The organism is Clostridium sp. TW13 (genome assembly GCF_024345225.1).
GTDB classification, from domain to species: Bacteria; Bacillota; Clostridia; order Clostridiales; family Clostridiaceae; genus Inconstantimicrobium; species Inconstantimicrobium mannanitabidum.
In genome coordinates, this window is sequence record NZ_BROD01000001.1 from 2,126,300 (window position 1) to 2,141,876 (window position 15,577).

At 28.8% G+C, this 15,577-nt stretch carries 12 protein-coding genes; 4 read left to right on the forward strand and 8 right to left on the reverse strand.

The genetic code is table 11. From position 1 onward, the window contains the following. Positions 1 to 84 precede the first annotated feature (84 nt). Together OCU47_RS10520 and OCU47_RS10525 are read left to right on the forward strand one after the other, a co-directional pair. On the forward strand, positions 85 to 768 hold the full coding sequence (locus OCU47_RS10520; protein ID WP_261828556.1) for a response regulator transcription factor: 684 nt from the start codon (positions 85 to 87) through the stop codon (positions 766 to 768). Beyond that, positions 755 to 2,227 (forward strand): HAMP domain-containing sensor histidine kinase, encoded by a 1,473-nt coding sequence (locus tag OCU47_RS10525; RefSeq protein WP_261828557.1) that lies wholly within the window; start codon positions 755 to 757, stop codon positions 2,225 to 2,227. Before OCU47_RS10520 ends, OCU47_RS10525 begins: the two co-directional genes overlap by 14 nt. Before the next feature lie 117 nt (positions 2,228 to 2,344). Here OCU47_RS10525 and OCU47_RS10530 read toward each other — a convergent pair whose 3' ends face one another. The 5 genes from OCU47_RS10530 to polA all read right to left on the reverse strand — a co-directional run bounded on the left by OCU47_RS10530 (position 2,345) and on the right by polA (position 7,769). Next, on the reverse strand, positions 2,345 to 2,932 hold the full coding sequence (locus OCU47_RS10530) for a protein kinase (protein WP_261828558.1): 588 nt from the start codon (positions 2,930 to 2,932) through the stop codon (positions 2,345 to 2,347). A 61-nt stretch (positions 2,933 to 2,993) separates the two neighbouring features. Further along, positions 2,994 to 3,920 carry an alpha/beta hydrolase gene (locus OCU47_RS10535; protein ID WP_261828559.1) on the reverse strand — a complete coding sequence of 309 codons (927 nt, stop codon included), beginning with the start codon at positions 3,918 to 3,920 and terminating at the stop codon, positions 2,994 to 2,996. Between the two features lie 32 nt (positions 3,921 to 3,952). After that, entirely contained in the window at positions 3,953 to 4,507 is a 555-nt protein-coding gene (locus tag OCU47_RS10540) for a lytic transglycosylase domain-containing protein (RefSeq protein ID WP_261828560.1), read from the reverse strand. A 16-nt stretch (positions 4,508 to 4,523) separates the two neighbouring features. After that, positions 4,524 to 5,129: a dephospho-CoA kinase gene (gene coaE, locus OCU47_RS10545; protein WP_261828561.1), complete on the reverse strand. Its 606-nt coding sequence runs from the start codon at positions 5,127 to 5,129 to the stop codon at positions 4,524 to 4,526. Between the two features lie 42 nt (positions 5,130 to 5,171). Next, positions 5,172 to 7,769: a DNA polymerase I gene (gene polA, locus OCU47_RS10550; RefSeq protein WP_261828562.1), complete on the reverse strand. Its 2,598-nt coding sequence runs from the start codon at positions 7,767 to 7,769 to the stop codon at positions 5,172 to 5,174. 358 nt (positions 7,770 to 8,127) lie between these two features. On the opposite strand from polA, the gene OCU47_RS10555 reads away from it, so the two are divergent. Beyond that, on the forward strand, positions 8,128 to 9,354 hold the full coding sequence (locus tag OCU47_RS10555; RefSeq protein WP_261828563.1) for an aminopeptidase: 1,227 nt from the start codon (positions 8,128 to 8,130) through the stop codon (positions 9,352 to 9,354). A 197-nt stretch (positions 9,355 to 9,551) separates the two neighbouring features. Here the strand turns inward: OCU47_RS10555 and OCU47_RS10560 are convergent, their stop codons facing one another. Then, positions 9,552 to 10,307 (reverse strand): exodeoxyribonuclease III, encoded by a 756-nt coding sequence (locus tag OCU47_RS10560; protein ID WP_261828564.1) that lies wholly within the window; start codon positions 10,305 to 10,307, stop codon positions 9,552 to 9,554. A 75-nt stretch (positions 10,308 to 10,382) separates the two neighbouring features. Next, positions 10,383 to 12,833: a DNA helicase RecQ gene (recQ, locus tag OCU47_RS10565; RefSeq protein WP_261828565.1), complete on the reverse strand. Its 2,451-nt coding sequence runs from the start codon at positions 12,831 to 12,833 to the stop codon at positions 10,383 to 10,385. A gap of 229 nt (positions 12,834 to 13,062) precedes the next feature. Between recQ and OCU47_RS10570 the strand changes: the two genes are divergently transcribed. Beyond that, the gene (locus tag OCU47_RS10570) at positions 13,063 to 14,037 is read left to right on the forward strand and encodes an alpha/beta hydrolase (protein WP_261828566.1); all 975 of its coding nucleotides are present in this window, start codon (positions 13,063 to 13,065) and stop codon (positions 14,035 to 14,037) included. Between the two features lie 163 nt (positions 14,038 to 14,200). Here the strand turns inward: OCU47_RS10570 and OCU47_RS10575 are convergent, their stop codons facing one another. Further along, a complete protein-coding gene (locus tag OCU47_RS10575) occupies positions 14,201 to 15,577 on the reverse strand; it encodes a DUF5808 domain-containing protein (RefSeq protein ID WP_261828567.1) in 1,377 nt (458 codons plus the stop codon).

The following is a 15,577-nucleotide window of genomic DNA, read 5'->3' on the forward strand; positions in this document are numbered from 1 at the left end:
CCTTTATAGATAGATATGAAAATAAATTGAAATATATGATAATTTTTATTGATATGATATAATCCTATCAGGGGGTGATTAATTATGAATATTTTAATTGCAGAAGATGAACTAGATATTATTAATTTAATTGAATTACACTTACTTAAGCAAGGTTTTCAAGTATTTACAGCTTGTAATGGAAAAAAAGCTATAGATGCTTTTGATAATAATCAAATAGATTTGGCTATACTTGATGTTATGATGCCAATAACAGATGGTCTGTCAGTTCTAAAGCACATAAGAACCAGCAGTACCATACCAGTAATCTTTTTAACAGCACGTGGAGATGATGTAGATAAAGTTTTAGGTCTCGGTCTTGGTGCTGATGACTACATGGTTAAGCCATTTAGTACAATGGAGCTATTAGCTAGAGTTGATGCGCAATTAAGAAGATACTATAAATATAATTCCAAAGAAAATGAGCCAGCTTATTGTGTTGGTGATATAACTTTAAGTAAAGAAAGTTGTTCAATATTTAAAAACAATACAAAATTAGAATTAAATGCAAAAGAATATAAAATATTAGAATTGCTAATAGAAAATGTAGGCAAGGTATATACAAAAAAGCAGCTTTACGAAAATGTTTGGGAAGATGCATATTATGGAGATGACAATACAATCATGGTTCACATTAGTCATATAAGAGATAAAATTGAAGATAATCCAAAAGAGCCGAAATATTTAAAAACTATTCGTGGTATAGGTTATAAATTTGAAAAGATATAAAGAAAGAAGATGTAAGCGAAAAAAACTTGTTAATCTCCTTTTCAAAAATTATATCGTTGCCTTCTTTATTGCTTTTAGTTTATTAATAGTTGCCGGTTTTACTGTTTTCACTGTAGCTGTTATCTACTATGATATTCTTACAGGAGATGAGGTTACTGCAAGCGTATTTTTTAGAGACAATTATAAAGAAATAAAATCTAATGCTGTCACTTCTAAAAATGGTTTTATTTATGTCTTCGATAAGTTTGGTAATTTACTTCATACAAAATATAATAAAACAAATTTCAATTATAAGGCATATAATCCAGATACTTTATTAACTTTAGCTTACAAAAATAACTTTGAACTTGAGACCGCTAAAAATAATTTTAGCCTTAACTATAATGATTATATAGTTAAAGTTGGCTATAATAAAAAAAGCAACTATATACTTATGGTAGGTTTCCCTCAAAAAACTGCTGACTTTTTTACTACTAAAGATAGAAAAATAACTGGAGTAGAGTTTGCAATAATATCAATAAGTATTTGTTCCTTACTATTTTTTATATTATTCGTTATCTATTCTAAGATAACTTCTAGATTTTTTATTAAACCATTAAATATTTTAATTGATGGAGCTGAAACCTTTGCAGCTGGTGATTATTCAGCCAGAATTGTTCTAAAAACTACTAATGAATTTCAAGACTTAGGCGATACCCTTAACTTAATGGCTAGCCGGATTTCAGAGGAACAATATTTAAAAGAAAAATCTGAATTATCTAGGAAAAAATTAATCCTTGATGTATCTCATGATCTAAAAAACCCGCTATCCAATATAATGGGTTACGCAGATTATTTAGTGAACACTCCTGAGATTTCTCAAGATGAAATGAACAAATACTTAGATATAATTCAAAGAAACAGTGTTCGTGCCAATAATCTTATTCAAAATTTATTTGAATTTTCTAAGTTTGACAGTGTGGATTTTCATTTAGACTTGCAGCCTGGTGATATTTGCGAATTTACTAGAGAACTGATAGCTTCATATATCCCACTCTTTGAAGAAAAAAACTTTGATTATGATTTCGAGATTCCAGAAGAAAAAATATTAATTTTAATGGATTCAAAGCATTTAGATAGAGCTCTTAGCAATTTAATTCTAAACTCATTAAAATACAATCCAGCCTCCACTAAATTTTCTATAGATATAGAGACTGATGATAATAATCTATATTTATTAATTAGTGATAATGGAATTGGAATTCCAAAAGAAAAAATTGATACGATCTTCGACCCCTTTGTACGAGTGGATGAATCTCGTAACTCTGAAAGCGGGGGTACTGGCTTAGGATTATCTATAACTCAAAGTATAATTTCGAAACATAACGGAACTATTGAACTTATCTCTGGAAGTGATGAAGGTTGTCTTTTTAAAATAACTATTCCTCTGTATATGTCAAACGTTGAATGTAAAGAATAAATATAAAAGACCTTATTTAATGAACTGCTCCCTGTCTGTTATATATGAAGCAGTTCATAATAAAGTCTTTATATATTAGACTAATTCTATTAACTTTTTTCTTCAAGTCAAAATCAGCTATTTCAAATGAAATAATAAGTATTTTCTTATTTTCATCTCCCAATACTCATAAGTTCTCTTGTCTTTCTCTTTAACAATTAACAAAAAATCATCTAATACACCGGCCTTGCTAAGTCCCTTCATTAAATGTCTAGGATACCTAACTGTTTTGTGATAATTATTTTTGGGATCAATTATTTTCAAGCCCATATCTTTTTGTACAAAAATATCTTTGCATCTCAAGTCTTGCCTTTTAAACCCAAGTCTTATAAATTCTCTAGTTAAATCATATAAATTTTCTCCAAGTTCTCTTGTAAGTTTATTATGCTTTAAGTATTTATCTAATCTTTCACCTTCTACATACTCTCTTATGATATAAAAATCCCCAACTTCTTTAATCTTAGGGAAATATTTTGATTTTTTTGTTTTAAGAAGAATGGAACTTTCATCTTTTAAAACTTCTTTATTCTTAAAAATTTTTATTGCAAGGTTATTAGGCAATAAAAACACCACTCCATTATGGCCCTCTCCAAGGAACTCTCCGTTCCTAAACAAACTCTCAGCTTTTTCGCTGAAATTAACACTATAGCTATAGTTTCTAGCCATATTTTAACCTCAAAATAGTATTCTACAAAATTATTGTATGAATTACTTAGCATTTTGAGAACTATAAAAATTCTTGCATTTTAGTCAAAATATCCTTAATCACTTCATCTTTATTTACTTCATTTAAGATTTCATGACGTCCACCTTTATACAACTTATATGTAACCTTTTTTATTCCTAAATTATCGTATATAGTATATAATTGAATGACGCCTTTTCCATAGTTTCCCACTGGATCCTCTTCACCTGACATAATGTGTATTTTCAAATCCTTTGGAATAGCACTTAACTGTTCACTTTTAAAATTATGCTTTACTCCCTTTAGCAACTCGTAATAAAAAGAAGTACTACAAATAAATCCGCATAATGGATCTTTAATATACTTGTCTACTTCTTTCTCATCTGTACTTAACCAATCAAATTCAGTAACATTAGTTTCAATTCTCTTGTTGTAATTTGAAAACAAAAGTTTATCCATTAATCTACTTTTATAGTTTTTTCCTCTAATTATTCTTTGAACTTTAGCTATAATAATACCCATTGACGTTCCAATAGGAGGAATTCCATTAGAACCTGATAAAAATACTCCCTTTAATTCATCCCCATGAATCTGTATATATCTTTGCACAAGAAAAGATCCCATACTATGCCCCAATAAAATAACAGGTATCCCCTTATTTTCTTTTTTAATAATTTGTGTCAACTCGTATAAATCATCTACCATTAGATTAAATCCATCTTTATCTGATAAAAATCCTAATTCCTCTTTATTGGCTGCTGTATTTCCGTGTCCTCTGTGGTCATTTCCATAAACACAATAACCGGCTTCATTTAACTTTTGTGCAAAATAGTCATATCTTGCCATTGTTTCTGCCATACCATGAGCAATCTGCACTATTGCTTTAGGTTTCATATTATTCTCCAAAGTCCACTTGTATGCATGTATTATTTTCTTTTCTTTATCAGCAAATATAAATTCACTTTTCATACCAATACCCCTTAATAAATTTTAATATAATGCTACTCTTTATAAAGTAGTTTATATATCTTATAATTTGTATTAACTTTTTTTACATATTTATCAGTTTCTAAAAAAGGAATATTATCTAATTTATTGCCGCTTTTTGAGTATGAATCATTGTCCAACCATTTCTTAACATTACCTGGCCCACCATTATATGATGCTATAATTAAATCCCAATCACCAAATTCTTTTTTTAGGTAGCTTAAATACCAACACCCCATCTTTATATTATACTCTTCATTATTTAAATCACTTGCACCTTTGTAATCTATTTGCATTTCATCCTTCGCCCATTTTGCAGTAGATTCTGTTATCTGCATTAATCCATAAGCATTTTTATTTGACTTTGCTTCTCTATTAAAATTACTTTCTGCCTTAATAACTGCCATTACACGCAAAGGCTCTAAGTTGTATTGTTTCGCATATTTTTTTACTAAATCATAATATTTAAGCGGATAAAATTTCACATATAAAGATATAATAATTAAGATACAACTTATCAATGTCGCTGCTATTATTAATTTTATTCTACCTTTGCTCTTGTTTTTCATATTTACTCCTTAAACTTTATTTTTTGGTTAATAAATTAAAATACTCTATTAGTTTTTCAACCTCAATTTTGGTATCAACAAGAGATCCAGAGTTATTTATTAAAAAGTCCGCAAAATCTTTCTTCTGTTCTAAAGACATTTGAGCATTAATTCTATTAATAATATCATTATTAGGTAGCTTATCTCTCTCTTTCACTCTACCAATTTGTGTATTTATATCTACCCAAACTAATACTATAAAATCCATGTTTTCATGAAAGTTATTTTCTATTAGAGTAGGGGCATCAAGTATTACTAATTTTTCTCCTGATTTATTATATTTATCAAATTCAGAATTTATTTCTTTTAATATATATGGCATTACTAATTCTTCATATTTTATTCTTTCCTTTGGAAATCTAAAGATATGATTTCCAAATTCTCTTCTTCTAAATTCTCCCCTCCAATCAAAAAAGCCAGTGCCAAATTTAACTCTAACTTCATTTAAAATTTGAGGATATTTTTTTAGAACATCCTTTGCAATTGTATCTGCATCAATAATTTTAAAATTAGCATCCTTAAGCATCATTGAGACAGTGCTTTTACCTGTCCCAATGCCTCCAGTTAACCCTATTTTTATCATTACCTTATTTCCTCCTAATGAAAATTTCATTATTTAATAATACTACTTCGCCTCATACCAAGTACTACCAAGGTTTATATCTACTTCTAAAGGTACATCAAGTTCTACAGCACCTTCCATTTCTTGTTTTACAATTTTCTTTATATCTTCAAGTTCATTCTTTTTCACATTTAATATAAGTTCATCATGAACTTGTAATAATACTTCACTTTTAAAATTACCTTCTTTAAGCTTATTATGAACATTAACCATTGCTAACTTAATTATATCTGCCGCACTGCCTTGAATTGGAGCATTCATGGCCAATCTTTCACCTAGAGCTTTAACTATCTTATTTGAAGATGTAATCTCTGGAATGAAACGTCTCCTATTCAATAAAGTTAATACATAAGCTTTTTCCTTAGCTTGGGTTATGACACTTTGAAGATAGTCTTTTATTTTTGGATATCTCTCAAAATAAATCTCAATATACTCTTTAGCTTCCTTTTTAGGAATATTTAAATCTTGAGCTAAACTAAAATCACTTATTCCATAAACTATTCCAAAGTTAACAGCCTTTGCTCTGCTTCTCATAAGAGATGTCACCTCTTCAATAGGAGTTTTAAATACCTCTGAAGCGGTTTTTGTATGGATATCTACGTTATGCTTAAACGCATCTATCATATTTTCGTCTCCTGCCATATGTGCTAGTACTCTAAGTTCAATTTGTGAATAGTCTGCAGATAAAATTATATCATCTTTGTCTAATGGTATAAAAACTTTTCTAATTTCTCTTCCCATCTCATATTTAATTGGGATATTCTGAAGATTAGGTTCAGTAGAAGACAATCTTCCTGTAGTAGTTACTGTCTGATTAAAACTTGAATGAATGCAACCATCTGCATCAATTACTTGCTTCAAACCTTCAACATAAGTTGAATAAATTTTAGTAATTTGTCTGAAATATATAATTTTTTGAATAATAGGATGTTTATCAAGTAACTTTTCTAACACTTCTGCATTAGTTGAATAACCAGTCTTTGTCTTCTTTACCACAGGCAAATCTAACTTTTCAAATAGAATCTTTCCTAATTGCTTTGGTGAATTTATATTGAATTCTTCCTCTGATAATTCATATATTTCTTTCTGAGTTCTGTCTATCTCAACTTTAAAGTTAACTTCCAACTCATCTAATTTTTCTTTATTTATTTTAATTCCTACAGACTCCATAGAAGAAAGTACCTTGCAAAGTGGCAACTCTACATTATATAAAAGCTCCTCCATCTTTGCTTCTTTAATCTTTTCATCTAAAATCAAATACAGCTTACTCATCAATTTATTTTCAATTATGCTTAAATTTTCTTCTGTATCTTTTAAATCTTCTCCTAAATAGTCATTAATAAGATTAATTAAATTATAATCTGACTTGGCAGAATTAATTAAATATGCTCCTATTGTGGTATCAAAAATTATACCATTAAATTCTATGTCATATTTACTTAATACTGTTATAAAATCTTTACAATCATGAACTACTTTCGATAGTTTTTCATTTTCAAAATATTGTTTTATCAAGCTAAAGCAAGCATTATTATTTATTAATTCATCAAATTTAACCATATAGGTATTTTCATTTGAAGATAAATACATCTCATCAATTTCTATAGTAGAATATCTCTGCTTATCTCTAATCGCATATGAAATAAATACAGTATTATTAATTGAATCAAGCATCTTTTTAAGACTTCCCATTTCTTCAACTAATATATATGAATTATCTCTTTCTTGCTTCTCTACTTCCTCTTCAGGCAACTTGCTTACAAGTGACTTCATTTGATATTCTAAGAAGAATTTTTTAAGCTCATTGTTATTACAATCATTCATTAAACCTTCTTCTATATTAAACTCCATAGGAACTTCAGTAATTATAGTTGCTAGCCTCTTTGAATCGATTGCTTGCATGCTATATTCCCTTAAATTTTCTTTGATTTTATTACCACTTATTTCATCTATATTGCTTAAAACAGCTTCAACACTGCCATAAGTTTGAATTAACTTATAAGCTGTTTTTTCTCCTATCCCTGGAACTCCTGGAATGTTATCAGATTTATCTCCCATAAGACCTTTCACGTCAATAAACTGAGTTGGTGTTACTCCCATCTCTTCTAACATTCTATTTTGATCATATATAGCAGTTTCTGATACTCCTTTTTTGGTTATTACTATTTTAATATTGTTACTTGCAAGTTGAAGCGCATCCCTATCTCCTGTAACTATATATACTTCCAAACCTTCTGCTTCTGATTTTTTTGCAATGGTTCCTATAAGATCGTCTGCTTCAAACCCTTCAAGTTCACAAATTTTTATATCCATAAGTGAAAGCATCTCTTTTATCCTTGGAAATTGTTCACTTAATTCTGATGGCATTTGCTTTCTTCCTGCCTTATAGTCCTTATATTCTAGATGCCTAAAAGTAGGAGCCTTTTTATCAAAGGTCGCAAATATATATGTAGGATTAATATCTTCCTTCATCTTAAATAGCATATTGGCAAAACCATATAAAGCATTAGTATGTCTACCATCTACAGTCGTAAGATCTGGAATGGCATAAAAAGCTCTATTGGCCAAACTATTTCCATCTAATATTAATACTTTCTCCATTTATTCTCCTCCAAAATGTATATTGTACTTATTTCTGTTCTATAATAAACTTAATTAATTTTCAATCTAATCTACATCCCTTAAATACTATTTAAGAGAATTAATTCTAAACTTATTTAAATTACAGATAAATATATTATAACATGTGTTACAAGTACTTTCTCATTATTTTTTTATAGTATCATAACTTTGATATTATTGCTTAATCTAGAACTTTAATACACTTTAATTATTCTTTCCTTATAAAAATCTTATATGCAATTGTAAAACGCCAAAATTTTCAACGTTATTGGACAAAGAACCCAAATTATGAGAGAATGTAATCATATAATTATATTTAAGGGGGCACATTTAAGTTATGGAAAAATTATTAGAAAAATATGCAAACTTAGCAGTAAAGACAGGTGTAAATCTTCAAAAAGATCAATTATTAGTAGTGAACTCTCCAGTAGACTGTGCTGAATTTGCTAGAAAGGTTGCAGAGGTTGCTTATGAAACTGGTGCTAAAGAAGTAATAATTAACTGGTCCGATGAAAAAATAGGTAGACTTACTTACCTAAATGCAGCTGAAGAAGTATTTGAGGAAGTTCCTCAATGGTTAGTAGATAGACAAATGTACTTTGCTAACAAAGGAGCTGCATTTATAAGTATTAGCGCTTCTAATCCAGAAAATCTTAAAGGAGTAAATCCAGAAAGAATAGCTAAGGATAATAAATCCCGTAGCACTGCATTAAGAGCATTTAGTGAAAAATTAATGTCAAACCAAAATGCATGGTCAATAGTTTCAATTCCTACTGAAGCTTGGGCAACAAAAGTATTTAAAGATGAAACTCCTGAAAAAGCTGTAGAACTTTTATGGGATGCAATATTTAAAATAGTAAGAGTGGATAAAGAAGATCCAGTAGCTGCTTGGAAAGAACATACTGATACATTAAAAAAGAATATGGATTTCTTAAATGAAAAGAAATTTGCAAAATTACATTACACTAATTCTAAAGGAACAGACTTATGGATAAAACTTCCAAAAGGACATTTATGGGCTGGTGGCTCAGAAGATACTCAAGGAGGAGTTCCATTTATAGCTAATATGCCAACTGAAGAAGTATTTACTCTTCCAGACAAAGATGGTATAGACGGTGTTGTATACAGTGCTCTTCCATTAAACTATGGTGGAAATCTTATCGATAACTTCAGTCTTACTTTTAAGGACGGTGTAGTTGTAGATTTTACTGCTGAAAAAGGTGCTGATACCTTAAAACACCTTCTAGATACAGACGAAGGATCAAGAAGACTTGGTGAAGTTGCACTTGTACCATATGATTCTCCAATATCAAACTCTGGAATTATCTTCTTCAATACTTTATTTGATGAAAATGCATCTTGCCATTTAGCTTTAGGAAAAGCTTATCCTTCTTGCATTGAAAATGGAAACAACCTATCAACAGAAGAATTAAGCAAACTTGGAGTAAATGATTCATTAACTCATGTTGACTTTATGATAGGCACAAAGGATTTAAATATTGTTGGTTACACTGAAAATAACGAAGAAATCCAAGTATTTAAAGACGGAAACTGGGCAATCTAATTTGTCTTATTGTTTTCAATTATATAAAAAATGTGGTATACATTTTCGATGTATACCACATTTTTTATAACATTCTGCAGATAATTCTTAACTATAATTAAATATAATTTATTTTTTGTGTAGAGTTATTAAAGTATCAATAATCAAAAGAATACTAAAATAAATTATAAATATAAGATCCAAATTAAATGGTTCTTCTACTTGATAATTAATTCAACAGGACAATGATCTGATCCTAAAACTTCTGTATGAATATTAGCAGCCTCTATTTTATCCTTCATTCTTTCTGATACACAAAAATAATCAATTCTCCAACCAGCGTTATTTGCTCTAGCATTGAATCTATAGCTCCACCAAGAATATATACCTTCTGTATCTGGGTGAAGATATCTATATGTATCTATGAAACCATTATCAAGTAGCACTGAAAACTTTTCTCTTTCTTCATCTGTAAAACCTGCATTTTTTCTATTATTCTTAGGATTCTTAAGATCTATCTCTTGGTGGGCAACATTTAAATCTCCACAAACTATAACAGGCTTTTTACTGTCTAAATTTTTCAGATATGATCTAAATGCATCTTCCCATTCCATTCTATAATCTAATCTCTCTAAGTTTTGTTTTGAATTAGGCGTATATACAGTAACCATATAGAATTCTTCAAACTCTAAGGTTATTACCCTGCCTTCCTTATCATGTTCCTCTATTCCTATGCCATAACTTTCTGAAATTGGTTTAACTTTTGTAAATATAGCTGTACCAGAGTAACCTTTTTTCTCTGCATAGTTCCAGTATTGATAATAACCATCTAATTCTAAATCTATTTGTCCATTTTGCAATTTGCTTTCTTGTATACAAAATATATCTGCATCTACTGCCTTAAAATAATCTAAAAATCCTTTTGTGACACATGCTCTAAGTCCGTTAACATTCCATGATATTAATTTAGCCATTCTAAGCCTCCTGTTTCAATAAATATTTTTCTTTAATAATTATTATTTGTTATATTATACACCAAAATTCTACTCTTAGGATAAACTTTTAATATATTTATTTAATATTACCGCTCTAATACTCTCATATTTAACATAGTCTGGTAACTCTTTTTTAACTGCTCCAACTTTATCATAACCTAAGTTTTCACATACATTTATAATTAGCCTTTCTTCTTCCTCTGTATAAAAATCTTTAATATTAAAGTTAACCAAGATTTCTTTACCATCAATTAAATCTTCAGTCATATATCCTAATATTGTAGATATTGAAACTTCAGTTTCTTCATAGACTTCATCTAAAGTTTTACCTTCATTTATCATATCAATAACTTTTTCTTTATCCTTCCTTGCATCCCCATCTATGATTAATTTTCTTTTTTTCTTTTCTTTCCAATCTACATTTATATTATTCTCTAAGATATACTTATTAACCTCTTCTAGTATTTCTTTGCCATACTTTTGTATTTTAATTGGTCCAATACCTGCTATATCCCCTAATTGCTCTGTGTTTATAGGGTAACGTCCACTAATTTCTTTCAATGTATTTTTTGCTAAAATAGATTGAGGAAAAACTCTTTCTTTCTTGGCAAACTTTACTCTCAATTCAACCAAACTTTTAAATAATACTTTATCTGTTAATACATTGAATTCATCTTCTACTTTTTCACTATTATCTTTTACTTCTTGTTTTTGTGCTTCAGAATTTATATTAATATTATGATCCACCACATATTTTGAAATTAGGTCTGCAAATGTTTCTCCATACTTTGCATACTTTACTTCTCCTACTCCTGAGACTAGCATCATCTGTTCCTTATTTATAGGATACTTAGTACTCATTTCCTTTAGTGTTCCATCTCCAAATACCATGTAAGGCGGTACCCCTGATTCTTTTGCAAGTTGTCTTCTTAAATCTCTAAGTTCTTCATAAAGCTCATTGCTAATATCAAAGTTTTTAGTTGATACAACTTGCTTGAACTTTACAACTTCTTGACCTTTTAAAACGCTTATAGAACGTTCATTAAGTTTTACCAAAGGAAAAGTTCCTTCTTCTAAATTTATGTAACCATGCGAAATTAATGTATTAATAAAATCTCGAAGTTCATCCTTGGAGTAATTTTTCATTATGCCATAAGTAGATAATTTATTAAATTCTAAATCCATAATCTTTTTACCCTTTGAACCTCTAAGTACATCTACAATCATACCTGTACCAAAGTTTCTTTTCATTCTATACACACAGGATAATACTTTTTGAGCATCTAAAGTTCTATCTATAATTTCTCCCTCTAAATTACAGTTACTGCACTTTCCGCAATCTTGTTCAACTGTTTCTCCAAAGTAAGTTAGTATATATTTTCTATAACAATCGTTACTATGAACTAAATCTATCATTTGTTGCAGTTTTTTATATGCAACATTCTTTCTTTCAGAATTTTCTGTTCCAACCTCAATTAAATACTTCTGCGTTTGCACATCTATTTGGCTAAAAAGCAAAATACACTCACTTTCTTCTCCATCTCTCCCAGCTCTACCTATCTCTTGGTAATAAGCTTCTATGTTCTTTGGCATGTTATAATGAATTACATATCTTATATTAGGCTTATCTATTCCCATACCAAAAGCATTAGTTGCAATAATTAAATTCGTCCTATCATAGATAAAATCTTCTTGGTTACTTATTCTCTCTTCATTACTCATTCCTGCATGATATTTTCCTACTGAAAAACCACTTCTTTGTAAAAATTCATAAAGATAATCTACTTCTTTTCTTGTAGCTGCATATATAATTCCACTTTGATCAGCATTGTTTTTTACATAGTCAAATACATAATTTCTTTTACTTTCCGGTTTTAGTATATTAATAGTTAGGTTTTCTCTATCAAATCCCGCAATAAATACCTTCGGATCTCTAAGCCCTAGCAACCTTACTATATCTTCCCTTACTTCTTCCGTAGCTGTGGCAGTAAATGCTGTAACTATAGGTCTTTTTAATAAGCTATTTATGAATGAAGATATTTTTCTATAACTAGTTCTAAAATCATGTCCCCACTGAGAAACACAATGAGCTTCATCTATAGCAATTTGTGCTATATTATAGCCTGTTATTATAGATAAAAACTCGTATGAATCAAGCCTTTCAGGCGCTATATATACTATCTTATATTTTTCATCTTTTATGCCGTTTAATATTTCATTCAATTCATTTTCGCTCAAGCTGCTATTTATATAAGCAGCACCTATTCCCATTTCTACTATAGTATCCACTTGGTCTTTCATTAAAGAAATAAGAGGTGATATTACTAAGGTTATTCCTTCTAATATAAGTGCAGGTATCTGATAACAAATAGACTTTCCTCCACCAGTTGGCATTATTGCCAACAAATCCTTACCTTCAATTATATTGTCTATTATTTCCTCTTGGCCTTTTCTAAATTCCTTATATCCATAATACTTCTCCAAGACCTCTTTTGCCTTATTCATAAAACTATTTCACCTCATCTAGTTTGTCTTTCTCAATTATATCCAATAATAGTTATTGCAATTCAATAAATCAAATTATATCACAATTTGTTCTAATTTACTGCTTTACACACAATTGATTTTCTCATAAAATAGAGAAACCACTTTGCTTAATGAATATAAGACTTAATTGTAGTACAATATAAACATGCTATGCTTTTTACTATACTATCACGGAGGAAATTTGATTATGAAAAAAATTGTTAAATATTTGTGCCTATTTGCCTTTATAATTTGTTTCATTTTGATTATTGTGTTTAGAAATAGAATCCTCCTTTCTATCAACATGATAAGAGATGTAGGCGAACTTAACACCTCAAATAATGTTGCAACAAGTTCAGTAAACAAAAATATAGTTTTAAATACAAATTATAAGGATATCGTATATAAAAATGGTCCCAACTCCCCCCAAACACTTGACATATATTCAGCAAAAAAGGCTAATACTAATGGTTCTCCCGTAATAATATATGTACATGGAGGAAGCTGGGCTTATGGTGACAAAAATATTCCACAAAATATTTCACCACTGCTTGATATGTTGAGAGATCAAGGGTATACCGTTATAAGTACATCCTACCACCTTATGAAGGACAAAGTTATTTTCAATGAACAAATTGAGGATGTAAAAGATACAGTAAGATGGATCAGAAAAAACAAAGATAAATATAATTTAAATCCAGATGCAATTGGGGTTATTGGCACCTCTGCAGGAGCTCATTTAGCATTAATGGCATCTTATACATCTGATTCTGAATATATAGGTGATGTAAGCTTAAAAAACTATAGTTCTAAAGTAAAATATGTAATTGACTTTTCTGGTCCTACAGACTTAACTACTTTAGACTTATCACAAGCTTCGCCAGATATAACAAAACTAATTAAATCTTCTTCAAATACAGAAAAAACTTTAAGTGAGTATAGTCCTATAAATCATATTAATAAAGATCTACCTAACACATTAATTATTCATAGTAAAAAGGATAATATGGTTCCTTATAGAAATTCAACTCTTCTATACAATAAAATTAAAGCTGCAGGCTCAGATGCCAAATTAATTACTCTATCCAATAGTAATCATGATTTTTCTAACATTACTAATGACGATATAACTACATTGTCTATGGAAATATTAAAATTTATAATCTCCAACTCCCCTTTATAATTTTAAGTATAATTTACTTATAAATTATGCTTAAATTATCAGCACTTTATAATTTAATAAAGAATAAAATAACCCTTTAGATAAGTACCTTATAACAGTAACTATCTAGAGGGCTTAATATTTAATTTAAAGCTCAGGTTAATAATTTGATGCTTAAAACCTTTTACTTTTTCACTTTATCTTCAAGCTTTTCATATAAAAATTTCGTCTTGTTGATATCCTCATAATTTATCATTAGGTAGGTACCATCTTTTAATTTCATTTCTACATCAATTTTTTCTGAATTCATTATAAACAATCTTGCTTTACCCACCCCCTTTATATTGAAGTGCCCTATATCAATGTTCCCAGTAGCGCATCCATTTGTTTTGAAAAGCTTCATATTACCTTCTATTTTATCACCTAATTTTATACTATTTATATCAGAATACTTGATTTCAGTGCCATAAATTCCACTTATATTTATACTATCTTGCTTAAAGGTTACTTCACTTTCTTTCATTGTAAATGGAATAAATAGCATAAGCACAAGCGTTCCAAATAAAATAAGTGACATTATTCCCATAAAAATCTTTGCTGGTAAGGTGGCAAAATTAAATGTAGTTCCTATACCAACTCTTTTTTCTACAAATACTGCTGGATCATATTTATTATAATATATATTTCCTAAAAGATAGTTATCATCATCTTCCCTATTAATTACCATACTATCTGGCATATCTTCCTGTAATGTTTGCTTTTCCTTATTTATATGAATCAAATAAATTACAATAGCAAATGTAAGTATAAAAAAGCTCATAAAAATTGTTCCCCAAATAGCTGGAGATTCTACTTCATATTTATATAATGCTATAACTACTAAAAATAATAAATTCGTCATTATACATAGAAAATAAAATGCTTTGCTTATTTTATACCTAATACGCTTGGTTTGTTCTTTTACCTTATTTACATCTCCACCATTTATATTCTGTTTTGATCTAACCATTATTATTGTTGATAAAATTGATATAATAGTTACTATAGCTTCACTTACAGCCAAAATTACCATATTAGATTCAAATGAGAGTATAAATGAAAAATACACTATAATGAAAGGGACTATATACCATATCAAACTAATTGACACCTTTTGTTTTTCATTTTTATTTCTATATTTTAAATCAACAACTACCTTATTCTTACTTTCCAAAATCCATTTCTCTGATTTTTTAATGAACTTTACTTTTTTATATACTAAATAGAAGTTCCACTGCATCAAGCCAATATATATATACATTCCCAAAATCAATACAAATGGTGAATAAAGTGATGAAATACCAATTAAAATCAAATAAACACACAAAAATATTAACGTAGTAATTGTAAAATTAATTTTATACTTCTTTTTAAGCTCTAATAAATCATCTCTCTTTTCATAACCAATAGGTATCCTTACGCCAAAAAATACTGAATTTTTATTCATTTTATCTATAAATATTCCTATTAGAAATGTAATACCTATTATGAATGCACCAATTACCATCATTGCTATATCCAT